Origin of the sequence: Streptomyces sp. NPDC091292, from assembly GCF_044757265.1 — a bacterium.
Lineage (GTDB): Bacteria > Actinomycetota > Actinomycetes > Streptomycetales > Streptomycetaceae > Streptomyces.
On sequence record NZ_JBIVUQ010000001.1, the window covers coordinates 425,271 to 444,889 of the forward strand.

At 70.9% G+C, this 19,619-nt stretch carries 14 protein-coding genes; 7 read left to right on the top strand and 7 right to left on the bottom strand.

The genetic code is table 11. The features are described 5' to 3' along the window. Window position 1: 1 nt before the first annotated feature. Window positions 2-754, top strand: coding sequence for a hypothetical protein (locus ACIQNU_RS01805; protein WP_401359720.1), 753 nt, complete (start codon window positions 2-4; stop codon window positions 752-754). Window positions 755-870: 116 nt separating this feature from the next. Here ACIQNU_RS01805 and ACIQNU_RS01810 read toward each other — a convergent pair whose 3' ends face one another. Continuing rightward, entirely contained in the window at window positions 871-4,206 is a 3,336-nt protein-coding gene (locus tag ACIQNU_RS01810; RefSeq protein WP_401359723.1) for a S8 family serine peptidase, read from the bottom strand. Window positions 4,207-4,749: 543 nt separating this feature from the next. On the opposite strand from ACIQNU_RS01810, the gene ACIQNU_RS01815 reads away from it, so the two are divergent. Together ACIQNU_RS01815 and ACIQNU_RS01820 are read left to right on the top strand one after the other, a co-directional pair. Next, complete coding sequence (locus ACIQNU_RS01815; protein WP_401359726.1) at window positions 4,750-6,531, top strand: TIGR03767 family metallophosphoesterase; 1,782 nt, start codon at window positions 4,750-4,752, stop codon at window positions 6,529-6,531. A 178-nt stretch (window positions 6,532-6,709) separates the two neighbouring features. Next, window positions 6,710-7,840 carry a serine hydrolase domain-containing protein gene (locus ACIQNU_RS01820; RefSeq protein ID WP_401359728.1) on the top strand — a complete coding sequence of 377 codons (1,131 nt, stop codon included), beginning with the start codon at window positions 6,710-6,712 and terminating at the stop codon, window positions 7,838-7,840. A 112-nt stretch (window positions 7,841-7,952) separates the two neighbouring features. Here ACIQNU_RS01820 and ACIQNU_RS01825 read toward each other — a convergent pair whose 3' ends face one another. After that, entirely contained in the window at window positions 7,953-9,038 is a 1,086-nt protein-coding gene (locus ACIQNU_RS01825) for a hypothetical protein (protein ID WP_401359731.1), read from the bottom strand. Between the two features lie 228 nt (window positions 9,039-9,266). Continuing rightward, on the bottom strand, window positions 9,267-11,867 hold the full coding sequence (gene pepN / locus ACIQNU_RS01830) for an aminopeptidase N (RefSeq protein ID WP_401359734.1): 2,601 nt from the start codon (window positions 11,865-11,867) through the stop codon (window positions 9,267-9,269). Window positions 11,868-12,082: 215 nt separating this feature from the next. On the opposite strand from pepN, the gene ACIQNU_RS01835 reads away from it, so the two are divergent. Next, the gene (locus ACIQNU_RS01835; protein WP_401359737.1) at window positions 12,083-12,712 is read left to right on the top strand and encodes a DsbA family protein; all 630 of its coding nucleotides are present in this window, start codon (window positions 12,083-12,085) and stop codon (window positions 12,710-12,712) included. Here ACIQNU_RS01835 and ACIQNU_RS01840 read toward each other — a convergent pair. Together ACIQNU_RS01840 and ACIQNU_RS01845 are read right to left on the bottom strand one after the other, a co-directional pair. Continuing rightward, window positions 12,709-13,275 (bottom strand): DUF4240 domain-containing protein, encoded by a 567-nt coding sequence (locus tag ACIQNU_RS01840; protein ID WP_401359739.1) that lies wholly within the window; start codon window positions 13,273-13,275, stop codon window positions 12,709-12,711. The two genes, ACIQNU_RS01835 and ACIQNU_RS01840, sit on opposite strands and share 4 nt — an antisense overlap. 196 nt (window positions 13,276-13,471) lie before the next feature. Continuing rightward, window positions 13,472-14,113: a superoxide dismutase gene (locus ACIQNU_RS01845; protein WP_401359742.1), complete on the bottom strand. Its 642-nt coding sequence runs from the start codon at window positions 14,111-14,113 to the stop codon at window positions 13,472-13,474. A gap of 309 nt (window positions 14,114-14,422) precedes the next feature. On the opposite strand from ACIQNU_RS01845, the gene ACIQNU_RS01850 reads away from it, so the two are divergent. Further along, the gene (locus ACIQNU_RS01850; protein WP_401359745.1) at window positions 14,423-15,016 is read left to right on the top strand and encodes a biotin transporter BioY; all 594 of its coding nucleotides are present in this window, start codon (window positions 14,423-14,425) and stop codon (window positions 15,014-15,016) included. 37 nt (window positions 15,017-15,053) lie between these two features. Here the strand turns inward: ACIQNU_RS01850 and ACIQNU_RS01855 are convergent, their stop codons facing one another. After that, the gene (locus ACIQNU_RS01855) at window positions 15,054-16,367 is read right to left on the bottom strand and encodes an FAD-binding oxidoreductase (RefSeq protein WP_401362365.1); all 1,314 of its coding nucleotides are present in this window, start codon (window positions 16,365-16,367) and stop codon (window positions 15,054-15,056) included. Window positions 16,368-16,492: 125 nt separating this feature from the next. Next, the gene (locus ACIQNU_RS01860; RefSeq protein ID WP_401359748.1) at window positions 16,493-17,971 is read right to left on the bottom strand and encodes an amino acid permease; all 1,479 of its coding nucleotides are present in this window, start codon (window positions 17,969-17,971) and stop codon (window positions 16,493-16,495) included. 73 nt (window positions 17,972-18,044) lie between these two features. Between ACIQNU_RS01860 and ACIQNU_RS01865 the strand changes: the two genes are divergently transcribed. Further along, window positions 18,045-18,530 (top strand): ribose-5-phosphate isomerase, encoded by a 486-nt coding sequence (locus ACIQNU_RS01865; protein ID WP_401359750.1) that lies wholly within the window; start codon window positions 18,045-18,047, stop codon window positions 18,528-18,530. 265 nt (window positions 18,531-18,795) lie between these two features. Further along, entirely contained in the window at window positions 18,796-19,605 is an 810-nt protein-coding gene (locus ACIQNU_RS01870; RefSeq protein ID WP_401359752.1) for an Fpg/Nei family DNA glycosylase, read from the top strand. The last annotated feature ends 14 nt before the right edge of the window (window positions 19,606-19,619 follow it).

Consider the following 19,619-nt stretch of genomic DNA (forward strand, 5'->3'; position numbering starts at 1 on the left):
CGTGACCGGGGAGCAGCCGTACGACGACCTGCTGATGCTGGCACTCACCGACGAACCCCTGCCGCAGGGGGCGGAGGCCGACGCCGCGACCCTGGCCGCGCATCGCGCCGCCGTCGCGGACATCGCCGAACTCCGCGTATGGATCCAGCAGTTGGGCGACACCCTGGCGGCCCCCGCCCCCGCCCCCGCACCCGGGCCCGCCCCTGTCCCCGTACCCCGGCCCCGCCGCCGCTTCCGTATCGCCCTCGGGGTGGTCGTCACCGCCTGCGCCCTCGCCGTCTTCGGTGGCTTCGGCTGGCTGGTCGTGCAGGGCGGGGGGATGGGGGCGAACGACACCTCGGCGGCGAGTAAGGGCGACAACAAGGGTGTGGCGCCGGAGGAGGGGCTGGGGGACGAGGGGCGCAAGGACGACGGGCAGCCGGGTGGGGGAAGTCTGTCGCCGGAGGGCTACGTGGCCTGCGCCCGGCTGATCGTCGAAGGGGAGGTGACCCGCGTCGAGCCGCTGGGCGACGGCGTCCAGGACCGGATCACCCTGACCGTCGGCCGCTACTACAAGCCGAGCGACGGCGAGAAGGCCGTCACGTTCGTCATGGACCGGGCGGTCGACCCGCGCCTGCACGTCGGCGAGACGGCCCTGATCGGCATCCCGTACGGGTCCGACGCGCCTGACATCTGGGCCACCGGAGCGGACCTTCCCGACCAACGGGCCTGGATCACCAAGGCGTTGCCCGGCGCCCGCGGCATGACCTGCTGAAGACCAACGGGGGAGTGCGCGCGCGGGGGGCGCGCACAGAGGTGGGGCGGGCCCCGAAAGGAGCCCGCCCCACCGATTCCGTACCTTACGGACCTTCCGTACCGGCTACCGCACCGCTACGGAATGACCTTGCCGATCTTCACGCTGCCGATGCCCGCGGCCGTACCGCGCGCGTTCAGCACCTGCACCTGGCCGAAGAACTCCCGGCCCTCCGGCGCCGCCGCGTTCGCGATGACGTCGGCCGAGATCTGCGCCGAGCCGCCGGCGGACAGCTTGTACGTCTTCGACTCGTCCACCTTGACCGTGCCGAGCGCGGACGAGAAGTACACGTCCCGGTAGTCGTAGGCGGTGCTCCCCGAGGGGACCGAGTAGCCGTCGACCTCGACGGTGTACTCACCGGCGGCGGGCTTGCTGATCGAGACCGCCTCCTCCGACGAGCCGCCGGCGGACTGGGCCACCAGGGTGCCGGCCGCGTTGTAGACGAACAGGTCCAGGTCGGCCGCCGTGTCCGAGACATTGCCGATCGCGACGTCCAGCCGCTCGGCGCCCTCGGGCACGACCACCGTGGTGGTCTGCCCCGCACCGTTCGCGATCGTCGGCCGGTCCGTCTTGGACGAGCCGAGCGAACCGCCCTTCAGCTTCGCGTCGAGCGCCGCGAACTTGTTCGTCACCTTCCAGGAAACGGGGGTCGGCGTACCGGCCTTCGCCTCCGGGACGGTCTGCACGGCCGGGTCGAACTCGATGCCGTACAGGGCCACGTCCAGCTTGAACGGGTTGTCGAGGAACGGCGACGTACGCCGCGACTCGACCTCGATCTCCCAGACGCCCGCGACCGGGTCCGTGTACGAACGCAGGTCCGGACGGCAGGTGTTGGCCGGGTTGTAGTTCGGGTAGCACATCGGCGTCGACGTCGGGTCGAGCGGGACGCCGTACGGGTGGATCGTGATGAAACGCGTCTGACCCGTCTCCTTCAGACCGCTCATCGCGACCTCAAGGGTCTTCGCGCCCTCCGGCACCGTCACGTAGTACGAGATGGTGCTGTTGCGCTGCGAGACACCCGACGCGGAGAACGTCGACGAGGGCTTCGCGAGCGGCGTGGCGACCACGACGGTCGTCATGATCTGCTGGTCGACGCCCTGCGTGGTGAGGTCGTCCACCTCCAGGATCGCGCTGTGCGCGCCGACCGAACGGGGCTGCGCCTCGACCTTCACCGTCACCGGCTTGTTCAGCGGCAGCAGGACCAGCGGGGAGCCCGCGATACGGAACGTGCCGTCGTTGTTCTTCAGGCTCAGCAGATGCGGGACCGAGCGGTTCGGACCCGTCGTCCGCGTGACGACCACGTCGTACGACTTCTTCTGGCCGACCTTCAGGCCGCCGTCACGGTCGTAGAGACCGGTGCCGAAGCCCGGCTCCTTGAGCGCCCAGTCGATCGTGGTGTCGACGGGAGCCTTGACCGTGTACTCGTTCGCCGACACACCGCGCTTGATCAGCTTCCACGCGTCGACCACGTCGATGAGACCGCTGCCCTCGCTGTTGGGCGTCTCACCGCTGATGTGCTTGGCGGTCGACGTCAGCGCGGTACGGAGCTTCGCCGGCGTGAGGTCGATCTTCTTCTGCTTGGCGGCGGACAGCAGCAGCGCGGACGCGCCCGCGGCCTGCGGGGACGCCATCGAGGTGCCCTGGAGCATCGAGTAGCCGGCCGGGAGCTGGTAGCCGGCCTCGGCGACCGGGCCGCCGGGCAGCCAGGTCTGCGTCGTCTGGATCGCCGCGCCGGGCGCCGAGATGGTCGGCGTGAAGCCGCCGTCCTCCCGGGGGCCGTGCGAGGAGAACGGGATCATCGCGTACTTCTTGGTGACCCCGGAGCCGTAGTTGGCGGCCCATGTCTCCTTGGAGATGGTCGCGCCGACGGAGATGACCTTGTCCGCGACGGCCGGGTCGCTGATCGTGTTCAGACCGGGGCCGTCGTTGCCGGCGGAGATCACGAGCTGGACGCCGTAGGTGTCGATCAGCCGCGTGTACAGCAACGCGCGCGCGTTGTTGCCGTCGTTGAGCGCGGGCAGACCGCCGATCGACATGTTGACGATGTCGACGCCGCGGTTGGCGACGAGGTCGATCATGCCCTCGGTGAGCGCGACGCTGGTGCAGCCGCCGCTCCACGAGCAGGCGCGCGAGGAGACCAGCTTGGCGCCGGGCGCCGCGCCGTTCATCTTGCCGCCGAACAGGCTGTTCGCCGCCGTGATGCCCGCGACGTGCGTGCCGTGCTCGGACTCGATGATGCCGATGTTGACGAAGTCGGCCTTCTTGCCGACCCAGTCGCCGCCGTACGGGTCGGTCGGCACGTCCTTGCGGACCTCGATGACGAACGGGACCCGCTCGACGACGTCGGTCGCCGGGTTGTCCGTACCGAAGTAGCCGATCTGGAAGCCGTCCTTGTACGGCTTCATCGGCACGTCGTCGGTGAAGTCGTTGTTGTTGTTCAGGTCGACGCGGACCGTGTTGTTCTTCGCGTCGTAGAGGACGCCCCACTCGTCGGTGGTGTCCCCGTCGCGGTTCAGGTCGCCGTTGGCGTCGCCGCCGATGGACGCCGACTCGCGGAAGATGTTGACCTGGTAGTCGCCCGCCGGGGCCTTCCAGGTCCGGTTGCCGTAGGTGAAGACGGGGCCCGACACGGGGTTGGTCATCCGGCGCCAGGTGGCGTCGCCGTCCACGATCGGGTCGGTCGCGGTGACCCAGTCCACGATCTTGCGCTCGCCCGTGGTGGTCTTCTGGAGCGCCGGGTGGCCCAGGTCGACACCGGAGTCGAGGATGCCGATGGTGACGCCCCGGCCGTCCGCCTTCGGGTTGTCCTGCACGAAGTCGACGGCGCCCGTCTCGAAGGACGGGTTGTACGGGTTCTTCGCGGGGGTGTTCTTGTCCGGCGCCGGGTAGCTGCCGGGCGCCGGGGACTTCTTGGCGCCCTTGGCGCTGTCGCCCTGCGGCGTCGGGTCGTCGAGCTGGATCTCCTCGCTCAGGTCGATGCCCTGCACCGAGGAGAGCTTCGCCGCCGCCTTGATCGCCGCTTCGGCCTTCGCCGTCGGGAGCGTCGCGCGGACGTAGCCGAGCTTGTCGTAGGTGAGGCCGACCGAGCCGCCCTTGACGGCGTCGAGCTGTTCGGCGACCTGCCGGGTCGCGCCGGGTGCGGTGGCGACCATCATCGTGACGTTCTTCTCGCCGGCGGCCTGCGCCTCGGCGAGCCGGTCGGCGTCGGCGTCGCCGAGCTTGCCGCCCGACGGATCGCTCGGCTTGCCCGACTGCTTGACGGTGGTGTCGGCCGGCGTGGAGCCGCTGTCCGCGGAGAAGGCCATGGGTATCGGCCCGGCCGCGGAAAGTGCCGCCGCGAGGCCCGCGGCCACCGCTATACGGGCCACGCGTCTCGCACCGGATCTGGGTGCGCGCTGGGGATCGGGGGTCATCTGCATCCCTGTACGTATCGGAGCGACGGTAGGACCGACCCCTGCCCGCGATGTTCCGGATGTCGGGGCCGGATGACCGCTCAGCCTTACGTAAATGACCGCTGTTTGGGGAGAGTTGTCCGTGGCGTGATGGGGCCATGGCGTACTTCCGCCATACGTCATGGGCCGTAAGGCGGGCGATAGGGGGATTTGGCGCCCCCTGATGTCGGGGTCTACGCGTGTCCGGACCCTTGTCCACGGGTGATCGGAGCCTTGTCCCCGCGGATCCGAACCCCGTACCGCGAACCGGCTCCCGTAGCTCCGAGCCCCACCCTGTACCCCGTCAGATGAACGCGGAGTGAGCGCCCGCCCTCGGTCAGAGGTATCCCCGAGGGCGCCCGGGGAACGTCGTGATCCACGTCCGGTGATGGGCGTCACGCGTTGCTCCCTCGTTCACGCACAGGTCACCCCCGGTGCCAACCATCCAGGGAGAACGGGGGGTTCGCGCACCGCGGACGCCCCGGGACCACCCCCCGAAGCGTTCGCACCCGGAAAGGCCGCGCCATGTCGCGCCTACGCTCTGTCGCCGCCACCGTCCCCGACCGCCGTGCCCTCGACCGCCTGGTCCTCGACCGCCGCGCCCTCCTCGCCGCCACCGGAGCCGTGACCCTGTCCGCCGGGATCGGCTACGCCCTGGGACCCGGCAGCGGTTCGGCCGCCGGCGCACCCACCGGCCCGGTCGTCCCGGTCGCACCGGACGGCGCCGAGGCGGTCTCCCGCCAGGCGCCCGCCGGGCCTCTCGCGCCCTACCAGAAGGGCACCACCCTCACCTCGGTCGCTTCCGCTTCGGGCTCCGCCGGGTACCGGCGCCTCGGCGAAGGACCCGCCTGGAAGCGTGTCGTCCGCTCCGATGCCGCCGCGCCCAGGGCGGGCCGCGCGGACCGCCGTACCGCCCTCGCCGCCTTCGTCCAGTTCACCGATCTGCACCTGGTCGACGTCCAGCACCCGTTGCGCTACGAGTATCTGCGCGCCCAGACCGCGAGCGCCTGGCGGCCCCAGGAGTCGCTGTCCGTCGCGGGCGCCGTCAGCCTGGTCGAGCGGGTCAACGCCCTGCGCGGCGCTCCCGCGACCGGCGCCCCGCTCCACTTCGTGATGACCACGGGCGACAACACCGACAACAACGCCCGCTCCGAACTCGACTGGTACCTCCGGGTGATGAGCGGCGGCCGGATCACCCCCAACACCGGCGATCCACGCCACTACGAGGGCGTCCAGAACTCCGGTCTGAAGCTGTACTGGCAGCCCGACGCGGCCCTGCGCGACGCCGACAAGCAGCTCGGCTTCCCCCGGATCGACGGCTTCCTCGACGCCGCGATCCGCGAGCTGCGCAGCCCCGGGCTCCGGCTGCCCTGGTACTCCACGGTCGGCAACCACGACGCGCTGCCCGGCGGCTGCTACGCGCCGGGCGACTCCTTCCTCGCCGAGTACGCGGTCGGCGGCCGGAAGCTGATGACCCTGCCGGAGGACCGAGGCGCCGCCGTCTGGAAGGCGGTCAAGGCGGGCAAGGACCCGCTCGGTACCGCGTTCAAGGAGCTGCTGAAGAGCGAGGCCCGGCACATGCGGTCCGTCACCCCGGACGAGGCCCGCGCCCCCTTCACCCCCGCCGAGTACCTCCGGGCCCACCTCGACCCCGCGCACACCGGCCCCGGACCGCACGGGCACGGCTACACCGAGGCGAACCTCGCCGCCCGCACCCAGTACTACTCCTTCCGCGTCTCCGACGACGTGCTCGGCATCAGCCTCGACTCGACCGACCCCGGCGGCCACTACGAGGGTTCGCTCGGCACGGCCCAGCTCCGCTGGCTGGAGCGCACCCTCAAGGAGCACAAGGACGAGTACGTCCTCGTCTTCAGCCACCACACCAGCCGGACGATGCGGAATCTGCGCCCCGACCCGGGCCGCCCCGGTGAGGCGCGGCACGGCGGCGACGAGATCGTGGCGCTGCTCGGCCGCCACCGCAATGTCCTCGCCTGGGTGAACGGCCACAGCCACAAGAACGCCATCACCCCGCACGGCACCTTCTGGGAGATCTCGACCGCGTCGCACGTCGACTTCCCGCAGCTCGGCCGGGTCATCGAGATCACCGACAACCACGACGGCACGCTGTCCCTGTTCACGACACTCATCGAGTCGGCGGCGCCGCACCGCACGGATTTCGCCGATCTCTCCCAGACCGGTCTCGCCGCGCTCTACCGCGAGTTGTCCTTCAACGCGCCGGGCGCCCGCACGACCCTGTCCGGCTCACCGGGCGACCGGAACACGGAACTGCTCCTCCGGAAGGGCTGAAGGGGCCGGGCGGAAGGGGTCAGCGAAAGGGCTGAAAAGCTCTCAACCCGTACGGCTCGGTCAACCCCCGCCCGCACCCCGGAGTCCCCTCGTCCGACAGAGCCGGTCACGAGGGCAGAAGGAGAACAGGGTGCAGCGAGGCAGTGGTACGGGGAGGGGCACGCGGGGTACGAGGGGCATGCGGGCCGCGGTGGTCGGCGCGGCGGCGGTGGCCGTCGCGGCGACGGCGTTCACGGCTCCCGCGCAGGCCGGGACCCGTACGGACGACCACTCCGCGACCCGGCGGGCGATGGAGGCCAACGTGCGCGCCGGCGTCCCCGGCGTGACCGCCCTGGCACGGGACGACAAGGGCACGTGGAAGGCGGCGACCGGCGTCGGCGACCGCACCACCGGCGCACCGCGCGGCACCGGCGACCGCTACCGGGTCGGCAGCATCACCAAGACGTTCGTGGCGACCGTGCTGCTCCAACTGGAAGCGGAGGGCCGCCTGTCGCTGGACGACAAGGTCGACCGGTGGCTGCCCGGCGTCGTCCGGGGCAACGGCCACGACGGCGGCAAGATCACCGTACGGCAGCTCCTCAACCACACCAGCGGGATCTACAACTACACCGCCGACGAGGGCTTCGGCCGCACCTACTTCCTGCACGACGGCTTCATGGAGCACCGCTACGACAGCCTCGCGCAGCGCGACCTGGTGCGGATCGCCATGGACCACCGCCCGGACTTCGACCCCGGCACGTCCTGGAACTACTCCAACACCAACTACGTACTCGCCGGAATGATCATCGAGAAGATCACCGGGCGCCCGTACGGCGACGCGGTCCGCGAGCGGATCGTGAAGCCGCTGGGCCTGCGCTCCACGACGGTGCCCGGCAACGACACCGGCGTACCGCGCCCGAGCAGCCGCGCCTACTCCAAGCTCTCCGACGACCCGGCGGCCACCGAGATCTACGACGTCACCGAGCTGAACCCGTCGCTCGCCTCGTCGGCGGGCGAGATGATCTCCACATCGAAGGATCTGACCCGCTTCTACACCGCGCTGCTGCGCGGCCAACTGCTCCCGAAGAAGCAGCTCAACGAGATGACCACCACGATCGAGATCCAGCCCGGCATCGGCTACGGGCTCGGCCTGATGAGCGAGAAGACCTCCTGCGGTACGGAGATCTGGGGCCACGGCGGCGGAATCCACGGCTCCTCGTCCGGCGCCGTGACCACCCGCGACGGCCGCCACGCGCTCGCCTACAACCTCAACGGGGACTGGGCGGGCGACTCGGCGGCGATACAGGAGGCGGAGTTCTGCGGCAAGTGATCCACCGGTGAATCAGGTGATCCACGGGTGAAAGGTGAGGGGGCGCCCGCCCGGTTCGGGGCGCCCGCCCCCTCACTCCCCTCCTACCGGCGCGCGCCCGGCGCCCGGCGCCTCACCTCGGCACCACCACGACATACGCGGCCGGATCGCGGTCGTCCGCCGCCATCAGCGCCGTCCGCACGACCGTGGCCTGCTGCTCCGGCGCGTCCCGCAGCTTGCGCGGAGTGAGGTGCACCACGGTGATACCCAGCCGCTCCAGGTGCTCCCGCTTGCGCGCGCACTCCGACCACTGGAGCGATTCGGCCTCGCTGTCGCGCCGATCGCCCGACCGGGGCGCCCTGGTGTCGAGTTCGACGGCGACGGCCTGATCCGGCCAGTACGCGTCGACGCCGCCGAGGTGCGGCCCGCCGGGCAGCCGCAGATCCACGTTCCACACCGGGTCGGGCAGCCCCCACTCGCTCACCATGGCGTACAGCCGGTCCTCGGCGATGGTGCGGCCCTCGGCGACCAGCGCGTCCACGGCGTTGACGACATGCGGGCGGCCGAGCAGCCGCGCCCGGGTCAACTCCCTTACCACGGCGGCCGGTTCGCAGTGCCCGTCGCGTACCGCCTCGGTGAGCAGCCGGCGGACCGCCTGCGCGTCCGTGAGCTGCGCGACCGCGTCGGCGAGCGCCCGGGGCACCGGCGCCACGGGAACCCCCGTGACCTGCCGCGCGACCGGCAGCGCCGCCGTCCGCACCAGCCGCGCGCACCCGGTGGACCGCAGCCGCCGGGTCCTGGGCACCAGGACGTCGAAGCGGTCGAGCGAGAGGAGTGGGGGAGCGGACGTGAACCCGTGGAGCGTGAGCGCCGCGAGTCCGGTGATCATCACCTCGGGGGGTGTGGGGGGCGCCGGGGGTTCGCCCGTCGGCTGGGCCGGTACCGCGGGCCTGGCCCGGGTGCCGTGGCCCGAACGGCCCGGTGGGCGGCCCGCGTACAGCAGGACGGCGTGCAGCCGCTCCTCGCTGGTCGGCGGGCCGGAGTGGAGCAGGAAGACACCGGGCAGCAGTTGCTGCCAGGCCCCGCCGGGCCGGCACTGCGCGTTCGTCTCGGCGGCCGACACACCGTGCGCCCGGAGCTGGGCGGAGCTGAGCACACGGAGCCGGACGTCCGAGAGATGGCGCAGGGGGCGGGGGGAGAGCGGGGTGTCGTGGTTCATGCCCCCGCCATTCCCGCCCCCGTGCGCCCCCGTAACCCGTGTTACACGTCCGTCGACAAATCCGGACAAGCTCGCCCTAAAGTACGGGCGTTCGAGCGCCGAAAGACGCTGGTCCGTCCGGGGTTACGGGTGCGGGACGGGCCAGTTGTCACAACTCCGTCCCGGCGCCCCGAAACCGGCCGCTTGTCACAGCTCCGTCCCGGCGGCCCGGAATACCGGCCGCGGCTGCTACCGCTCCGTCCCGGCGTCGCAGGACTGCGCCCGCAGCGCCCGTGCGAGGTCGTCGCGGGCCTCGGCGACCAGCCGCCGCAGCGCGGGCGCCGCGTCCCCGTGCTCCCCGAGCCACGCGTCGGCCGCGTCCAGCGTCTTCCGGTCGTCCTGGAGCCCGGGGAAAAGACCCCGAACGACGTCCATCCCGATCTGGATGGACCGCTCGGCCCAGACCCGCTCGATCGCCGCGAAGTACTTCTCCGTGTACGGCGCGGTCAACTCCCGCTGCGACGGCTGGGCGAAGCCCGCGATGGTCGCCTCGACGAGCGCGTTGGACAGCGCGTCCGACTCCACGACGGACGCCCACGCCTGCGCCTTGACGGCCGCCGACGGGCGCGACGCCAGGCACCGCACCTGGTGCCGCTTGCCCGACGCGGTGTCGTCCCGCGCCAGTTCGGCCGCGAGCACCGACTCGTCGGCCGCTCCGTGCGCCGTGAGCGGTTCGAGGAACGTCCAGCGCAGCTCCTGGTCGACATCGAGCCCGTCGATCTTCGCGCCACCGTCCAGCAGCCCCTTCAGGAGCTGGAGATCCGCGTCACCGGACGCCACGGACGCGAAGAACCGCGCCCAGGTGAGCTGGTGCTGGCTGCCCGGCTCGGCGATCCGCAACTCCCGCAGCGCGCCCTCGGCGAGCAGCCGCCCGCCCTCGTCGCGCCAGTCGGGCGCCGCGTAGTGCGTGACCGCCGACCGCGCCCAGGCGTGCAGCATCTGGAGCACCCCGATGTCGGACTCGCGGCCCGCGAATCGCAGCACCAGGTCCACGAAGTCCCGTGCGGGCATCAGCGCGTCCCGCGTGAGGTTCCACAGCGCGGACCAGCACAGCGCCCGCGCCAGCGGATCGGTGAGATCGCCCAGCCGCTCGCGCAGGGTGTCCAGCGAGTTCTGGTCGAAGCGGATCTTGCAGTACGTCAGGTCGTCGTCGTTGACGAGGACCAGCTCAGGAGCCCGCTCACCGGCCAGCTCGCCGACGACCGTACGCGCCCCGGAGACGTCGACCTCCGCGCGCGCGTACCGGACGAGCGCCCCGGAGACGTCCTCGCGCGCGTAGAGGCCGATCGCGACGCGGTGGGGGCGCAGTACGCCGGGTTCGGCGGCGGGCTGGTGGGCCGGGAGTGCGGCCTCCTGGAACACGGACAGCTCGGTGATCCGGCCCTCGGCGTCCAGCGTGACCTGCGGCGAAAGCGAGTTGACGCCCGCAGTCTGCAACCACGCGCGCGACCAGGCTGCCAGGTCCCGCCCCGAGGTCTCCTCCAGGACGGCGAGCAGGTCACCGAGGCGCGTGTTGCCGTACGCGTGCCGCTTGAAGTAGCGCCGCGAACCCTCCAGGAACGCGTCCCGCCCGACGTACGCCACCAGCTGCTTCAGGACGGACGCGCCCTTGGCGTACGTGATGCCGTCGAAGTTGAGCTTGGCGTCCTCCAGGTCACGGATGTCGGCCGTGACGGGATGCGTCGAGGGCAGTTGGTCGGCGCGGTACGCCCAGGCCTTGCGGTTGTTGGCGAAGGTGATCCAGCCGTTGGTGAACCGGGTCGCCTCGACCATCGAGAACGAGCCCATGAAGTCCGCGAAGGACTCCTTCAGCCACAGGTCGTCCCACCAGCGCATGGTCACGAGGTCGCCGAACCACATGTGCGCCATCTCGTGCAGGATGACATTGGCCCGCCGCTCGTACGCCGCCTGCGTCACCTTGCCGCGGTAGATGTACTCCTCGCGGAACGTGACACAGCCCGGGTTCTCCATCGCCCCCAGGTTGTACTCGGGCACGAACGCCTGGTCGTACTTGCCGAACGGGTACGGATAGTCGAAGTGGTCGTGGAAGAAGTCCAGGCCCTGCTTGGTCACCAGGAACACGTCGTCCGCGTCGAAGTGCCGGGCGAGGCCCTTGCGGCACATCGCGCCGAGCGGGATCTCCAGCGTCGACCCGTCGTCCAGCACGCGCGTGTAGTGGTCGGTCACATGGTGGTACGGCCCGGCCACGACCGCCGTGATGTACGTCGAGATCGGCTTGGTCTCCGCGAACCGCCAGACACCGTCGGTGAGTTCACCCGTGCCGTTGCTCCACACCGTCCAGCCGTCGGGCGCCGTCACCTCGAAGCGGAACGGCGCCTTGAGGTCGGGCTGCTCGAAGTTGGCGAAGACCCGGCGGGAGTCGGCCGGCTCGTACTGCGTGTAGAGGTAGACCTCGCCGTCCTCCGGGTCCACGAACCGGTGCATGCCTTCGCCGGTGCGGCTGTACGCGCACTGGGCGTCGACCACCAGCTCGTTCTCGTCGGCAAGGTCCTCCAGAGTGATCCGCGTGCCGTCGAAGACCGCGCCCGGGTCGAGGTCCCTGCCGTTGAGCGACACCGCCGTGACGCTCGGCGCGATCAGATCGGCGAAGCTCGAAGCGCCGGGCTCGGCACACCGGAAGCGGATCGTGGTGACCGACCGGAACGTCGTCGGCTCGGCGCCGCCCTCGCCGGTCGCCGACCGCAGATCGAGCGCGATCTCGTATCCGTCGACGGACAGCAGAGCGGCCCGCTCCTGGGCCTCGTCGCGGGACAGATTCTCACCGGGCACGGGCGGCACTCCCTTGTGGCTCGCATGACTGTTTGGACGTATGGGACGTTTTCGAACGGGGTCGATCCTCCCACGGGGCTCCGTCGCGGGACACCAGGGAATGGCCCGCCGCGTCCGGGAATGGCCGGTGCGACCGTTGACGTTGTGGCTGATGTACATGGCACGCGGATTCCGTCGTCGGCGCCCGAGGGCGCCGGGCCCCCACAAGGAGAGACATGTCCGAGAAGACCCCCGTCGACTTCTGGTTCGACCCCCTGTGCCCCTGGGCGTGGATGACCTCGCGCTGGGTCCTTGAGGTCGAGAAGGTCCGGGACATCGAGGTCCGCTGGCATGTGATGAGCCTGGCCGTCCTCAACGAACCGAAGATGGACGAGCTGCCCGAGCAGTACCGCGAGGGCATGAAGGCGGCTTGGGGCCCGGTGCGCGTCGTCATCGCCGCCCAGCAGAAGCACGGTGACGAGGTGCTCGGCGACCTGTACACCGCGCTCGGCACCCGCTTCCACAACCGTGGCGAGGGCCCGACGCCGGAGGCCATAGCGGGCGCCCTGGAGGACGTGGGCCTGCCCGCCTCGCTCGCGGACTACGCGGACTCCGACACCTATGACGCGGAGCTGCGCGCCTCGCACAAGGAGGGCATCGACAAGGTCGGCCAGGACGTGGGCACCCCCGTCATCGCCGTGCCCGGCGCGGACGGCGAGCAGATCGCCTTCTTCGGCCCGGTCGTCACGCCCGCCCCGAAGGGCGAGGAGGCGGCCAGGCTGTGGGACGGCACCCTGATGGTCGCGTCGATCCCTGGCTTCTACGAGATCAAGCGCACCCGGACGCAGGGGCCGATCTTCGACTAGTCGGCCAGCCAGCCGGCGTAGAGGGCCGCCAGCTTCGGCAGGTGGCGCGCCACCGCTTCCTTGTCGTCGAAATCGAAGGCAGCCGCGTCGTCGAGATCCGGATAGCGGACGCTCCAGCAGGCGGGCAGCTCCTCGCCGGTCGCCTGCCGGTGCGCGTCCCAGGCGATCCCGAGCACGGCCTCGCACTCCAGCTCGTCCCAGGTCCGCGCCGCCGTCCGGACGGCCGGCGAGTCGGCGAGGGTGTCCGGATCCGCGACGGCCCGCTCGAAGACCTCACGGCCCTGGGCTATCAGCCAGCCCCGGAAGTAGTCGAAGCCGTCGTCCGAGCAGCCGCCGTTGATCGTGTACGCCGCGCCCCAGAGCCTGATGCCGTACGACGCGGCCATCAGGTTCCAGAACGTCTGCTGCGCACCCTGTATCTCCTCGGCGGGCCGGGTGGCGAGCAGGGCGGCGGCCCGCTCGGCGACGGCGCGCGACTCGTCCATGCCGGAGCCCGACGTGGGCGCGGCGGACTCGGCCGCGCGAGCGTCTTCGATGAGCTGCCAGAACGTCTCGGTGTCCATGCTCCGAAGAGTGGCACGAGGGTCTGACAATCGGCCCTGACCTGGGCACGGGCGGTGTTCGGGCGGTGTTCGGGCGAGTGGGGAGTGCGCGGAAGGCCCCGCGAGTCACGTCCTCGCGGGGCCTTCCGTTTCATCCGCCCGCCACGTGAAAGGTGAGAAGACGATCACGAGGGGGACGTTCGAGGGGCCTGGGTGCTCAGGGGGCGAGCAGCAGCCGGTCCTCGCGCTCCTTGGCCGCCGCGTACCGCTTGGCCACGTCCTGCCAGTTGACGACCCGCCACATCGCCTCGATGAAGTCGACCTTCTGGTTCTTGTACTGGAGGTAGAAGGCGTGCTCCCAGGCGTCGAAGACGAGGATCGGCGTGGCGCCCTGGCCGACATTGCCCTGGTGGTCGTACACCTGCTCGACGATCAGCCGCCCGCTCGCCGGCTCATGCGCGAGGACGCCCCAGCCGGACCCCTGCGTGGTCGCCGCCGCCTTGGTGAGCTGCGCCTTGAACCCGGCGAACGACCCGAACGACTCGGTGATCGCGTCCGCGAGGTCGCCCACACCGTCGGCGGCCAGCGGCTCACCGCCGCCGTCACCGGTCATGTTGTGCCAGTAGATCGAGTGCAGGATGTGGCCGGAGAGATGGAAGGCGAGGTTCTTCTGCAGACCGTTGACCGCGCCCCACTGGTCCTTCTCGCGCGCCGCCTCCAACTGCTCCAGCGTGTCGTTGGCGCCCTTCACATAAGCCGCGTGGTGCTTGTCGTGGTGCAGCTCGATGATCTCGGGGCTGATCACGGGTGCGAGCGCGGCGTAGTCGTACGGCAGTTCGGGAAGTGTGTAGACGGCCATGCGGTCCCCTCCGACCTGTTATTGCAAAGCACTTGCAACTGCACGCTAGCAGCAGAAGAGTCGACGCGCGTGCGGGGGCACGTACTTGGGTACGGAGGTCGACGCGACGGCGGCCCCGGCCCCTTTGGTGAGACCCCACAGTCCTTCAGTGACGAGCGTCACGTCGACCGGGGGATTTCGTGGCGGCCTTTGTATGAAGTCCATCAAGGGCTGAGCGGCTGCTTTGTCGACCACCGACGGTGAGACCCCGGGTCCCGCTGGGATAGCGTCACGATGTCCCGCACCGCCGCCCTATCCCGCGGAGTCCCGATGAGCACCGCTGTCGTCCCCACCCGTCCCAGTCAGGTCCTCGCCGACCTGCTCCCCGCGTCGTCCGTCGCGCGCGCCCGCGTGCGGGACGTCGCGCTGGTCGTCGGCGGCGCCGCGCTCACGGGGATCGCGGCCCAGATCGCGGTACCCGTGCCGGGCTCCCCGGTGCCCGTCACCGGCCAGACCTTCGCGGCCCTCCTCGTCGGCACCGCCCTGGGCGCGGGCCGCGGCTTCCTCTCGCTGGCCCTGTACGCGCTCGTCGGCATGGCGGGCATGCCCTGGTTCGCCGAGGGCGGCTCCGGCACCGCCGCGCCGTCCTTCGGCTATGTCCTGGGCATGCTGCTCGCCGCCACCCTCGTGGGCGCCATCGCCCGCCGCGGCGGCGACCGTTCGATGCTGCGCACGGCGGGCACCATGGTCGCCGGTTCCGTCGTGATCTACGCGGTCGGCCTGCCCTATCTGGCCGTCGCCACCGGTATGTCGGTCTCGCAGACCATCGCCGCCGGACTCACCCCGTTCCTGATCGGCGACGCCCTGAAGGCCGCGCTGGCGATGGGCGCGCTGCCCACCGCCTGGCGCTTCGTCAAGCGCTGACGCCGCGGGGCGGCTCGGGGCGGCTCGGCTCGGCGCGTCAGACGCCGTAGTTCCGCCGGAAGAGGTTCGCCGGGTCGTGGAGGCCCTTCAACGCGGCGAGCCTCTTCCGTGTGTCCGGGCCGTACAAACCTTCCGCGCCCTGGTCCGCCCCACCGAACGCGAAGTTCAGCGAGCGCCCTGTTGTCCACGGTTCAACAACAGCCAGCACGCGTGCGTAGTGCGCCCGTACCGTCGCGACGTCCGTCCCCGCGAGACCCGAGAGCACCCGCACCAGATAGCGCCCGTCGCGGTGCGGCACCGCGTTCGGCGCAGCGGGCTCCTTCGCGAGGGCGCCGCCCAGGTGGTTGATCTGGACGACGCACATCACGGGCGACCCGGGGCCGGTCAGCGCGAGGAGTTCCGCGACGGCCGGCACGTCCAGCTCCCGCAGCACGGCGCTGTCGCCGTAGTACGCGTGCGGGACGTCCGGCTCGGTGAAGACGCCGCCCGTCTCCGTGTACGGCATCTCCCGCAGCGAGTCCGACAGCACAGGGCCCGCCGCCCGCAGCGGTGCCACCAGCCGCTCACCCTCGGCCGTACCGCCCGTGAACATGATCCGCACCGACAGTACGTACCGCCCACGGACCGCCTCGGGGAACATCGGCAGGTCCGGGAGTGCCACCGCCGCGAAGGACGACGTCACCGTGTCCGGCACGGTCGCCGCCCACGCCTCGTACGCGCGCAGCACGGCCGCCGGATCCACCGCGCCCCCGTCCCACGCCAGGGCACCCGCGTACAGCCGCGAGACGGGCACCAGACCGATCTCCAGGGCCGTCACGACACCGAGGGTGTGTCCGCCGCCGAGAAGCCCCCAGAACAGCTCGGGATCGCTCTCCGGGGTCACGCGCTGCCGCCGGGCGTCGGCCGTCACCAGGTCGACGGACCGGACGTGATCGGCCGCGTAGCCGAACTCCCGCCCCAGCAGCCCCAGTCCACCGCCCAGCGTGTACGAGACGGCGCCCACGCCCGGCGCGGAGCCGCTGAGCGGGGCGAGGCCGTGCGGCGCCGCGGCCTCCATGACGGCGCCCCAGCGGGCCCCGGCCCCGATCCGGGCGGTACGGGCCCCGGCGTCGATCCGGACGCCGTCCATGCGCCGCGTGCTGACGAGGACACCGCCCTCGACCGCGCCGGGCAGCCCGTGCCCCGTCGCCTGCACCCCTACCGGCAGCCCCGCCGCGGCGCCATAAGCCACCGCTGCGGCGACGTCGTCCGCCGACGACGCGGCGAACACGACAGCGGGCCGCTGCGCGAACCCGGTCTGAAAACCGGCCGTCTCCTCCTCATATGCCCCGCATGTTTCGCCTCCCGGCATGAACACCACCCGGTCCGCGCTGAAGTCCGCCAAGTCCACCGAGCCCACGACGCCCACGGCACTTCCTCCGTCTCTTCTTCGACTCCGACCCGGTGGAGGATGGCCGCATAACCTGACAGGCGCCGTCAGCTTTTCCCGGCGGATCGTGCGGATCCTGTCCGCTCACGCTGGACGAGATCGCGGCCCACGGCGACGCCCACCACCAGAGCGGCGACGAGCAGCGACAGCAGCACCTGCTCCCGCCCGTTGTCGTCGGTGAGCATGTACACCAGGACGAACGAGATCATCGCGATCGTGGCCCACGTCAGATACGGGAACAGCCACATCCGTACGACCAGCTTCTCCGGCGACTCGCGCAGGATCATGCCCCGCATCCGCAACTGCGTGAAACAGATGACGAGCCAAACGAACAGGGCCACCGCACCGGACGAGTTCAGCAGGAACGCGAACACCGTCTCGGGCCACCGGTAGTTGAAGAACACCGCCACGAACCCGAAGACGACCGACCCGAGGATCGCGGACTGCGGCACCCCGCGCGCGGTGGTGCGCCCGAACGCCCCCGGTGCGTCCCCGCGCCTGCCGAGCGAGAACGCCATCCGGGACGCCGTGTACAGACCGGAGTTGAGACACGACAGCACCGCCGTGAGCACGATCACGTTCATGACCTGCCCCGCGTGCGGGATGCCGATCGAGTTCAGCGCGGCGACGTACGAGCCGTCCTCGGCGATCGACCTGTCGTTCCAGGGCAGCAGCGTCAGCACCACGAAGACGGAGCCCAGATAGAAGACGGCGATCCGCCAGATCACACTGTTCGTCGCCTTGGTCACCGCGCGCTGCGGGTCCCGTGACTCACCGGCCGCCAGGGTCACGATCTCGCTGCCCATGAACGAGAACACCACCATGAGCACACCGGTCAGGATCGACCCCCAGCCGTGCGGCAGGAACCCTCCGGTGTCCGTGAGATGCGCGAACCCGGCACCGGGATTGTCCGACCCGGGCAGCACCCCGAACACGGCGAGCAGCCCGATCACGACGAACGCGCCGATCGCGACGACCTTTATGCCGGCGAACCAGAATTCAAACTCCCCGTAGGAGCCGACCGAGACAAGGTTGGTGGCGGTCAGCACGACCATCACGACGAGCGCCCATCCCCACTGCGGCACGGCGGGAATCCACCCGTTGAGGATCACGGCGCCCGCGGTCGCCTCGACCGCGAGGACCACCACCCAGAAGAACCAGTACAGCCAGCCGATCGAGAAGCCCGCCCAACGGCCGAGCGCCTGGTCGGCGTATTCGGAGAAGGACCCCGACGCGGGCCGGGCCGCGGCCATCTCGCCGAGCATCCGCATCACCAGGACGACCATCAGGCCGACCAGGGCGTACGACACGAGGATGGCGGGGCCCGCGGCGGCGATGCCGGTGCCGGAGCCGACGAAGAGTCCGGCGCCGATGACACCGCCGATGGCGATCATCGACAGATGCCGATTCTTGAGCCCGGCTTTCAGTCCGTCGCCGTGGGGGGCGCCGCCTTTGTCGCCGTGCGGATCCCCGGCGCCTTCACCGGGGTTTTCGTCTGCCTTCGCAAGGTGGGGCTGCGAGGTCATGGACATTCCTTAGCTTCTCGGGTGGTCGACCCAAGCGTTTCTGCCCACCCGCCGCCATGCCACACTCGTAGCCATGCGCGTGTACCTCGGCTCGGATCATGCCGGCTACGAACTCAAGAACCACCTGGTCGAATGGCTCAAGGCCCATGGCCACGAGGCGATCGACTGCGGACCCCACATCTATGACGCCCAGGACGACTACCCGCCGTTCTGCCTCCGCACCGCCGAGCGGACGGTCGCGGACCCGGAGGCCCTGGGCATCGTGATCGGCGGCTCCGGCAACGGCGAGCAGATCGCCGCGAACAAGGTCAAGGGCGTCCGCGCCGCACTCGCCTGGAGCGAGGAGACCGCCGCGCTGAGCCGCGAGCACAACAACGCCAACGTCCTCTCGATCGGCGCCCGGATGCACACCCAGGACGAGGCGACGAAGTTCGTGGAGACGTTCCTGACGACCCCGTTCTCGACGGAACCACGCCACCAGCGCCGGATCGACATGCTGTCGGCCTACGAGGACGCGGGCACGGTCCCCCCGATCCCGGCGCACCACCCCCAGCCCTGAGATCTCCCACCCACCGGCCCTTTTCGGGCACCCGCTCTCTTGCCCACCCACCCGTCCCGGGCACCGGCACTCCTGCCCACCCACCCGCATCGGGCACCCGCTCTCCTACCCACCCACCCGCCCCGGGCACCCGCACCCCCACCCTCGCCACCGCCCCCCCCCGGCGCGTCCACCGGGCAACCCCGGGTAACCAATAGGGCGGGTGGGTGGGAAACGCCGCCGCGCAGCGGCGGCAAGATCCGCCCAACCGCAGAGGAGTCGTCCCGTGCCGGAAGGGCACACCATCCACCACCTCGCGGCGGCCCACCGCACCCGCTTCGCCGACCGCACGGTCCGCGTGACCAGCCCCCAGGGCAAGTTCTCGGACAGCGCCGCGCTCCTCGACAAGACCCCGCTCACCGAGGTCGACGCCCACGGCAAGCACCTCTTCCTCGGCTTCGCCGTATCCGGCTGGATCCACATCCACCTGGGCCTCTTCGGCAAACTGGACTTCGGTACGCCGCCGATCCCGCCGCCCACGGACACGGTCCGCCTCCGCCTCGCGCACGACACCGCGTACGCCGACCTCCGGGGCCCGACGACCTGCGCCCTGATCACGGACGCCGAGAAGCAGGCGATACACGACCGCCTCGGCCCGGACCCGCTGCGCGACGCGGACGACCCCGAGCGCGCGTGGCAGCGCATCTCGCGGAGCCGTACGACGATCGCCGCGCTCCTCATGGACCAGAAGGTCGTCGCGGGTGTCGGCAACGTCTACCGCGCGGAGGTGCTGTTCCGGCACGGCATCGACCCGTACCGCGCGGGCCGCGACCTCACGCGCGCGGAGTGGGACGCGATCTGGGCCGATCTGAAGGCTCTGATGCGCGAGGGCGTCCGCGAGAACCGCATCGACACGGTCCGGCCGGAGCACACCCCCGAGGCGATGGGCCGCCCGCCGCGCGTCGACGATCACGGCGGCGAGGTGTACGTGTACCGCAGGGCGACGCAGCCCTGCCACATCTGTGGCGGCGAGATCCGCACCGCCGGTCTCGCCGCCCGTAACCTCTTCTGGTGCCCCACCTGCCAGCGCGCGTGACGCACGCACGCGCG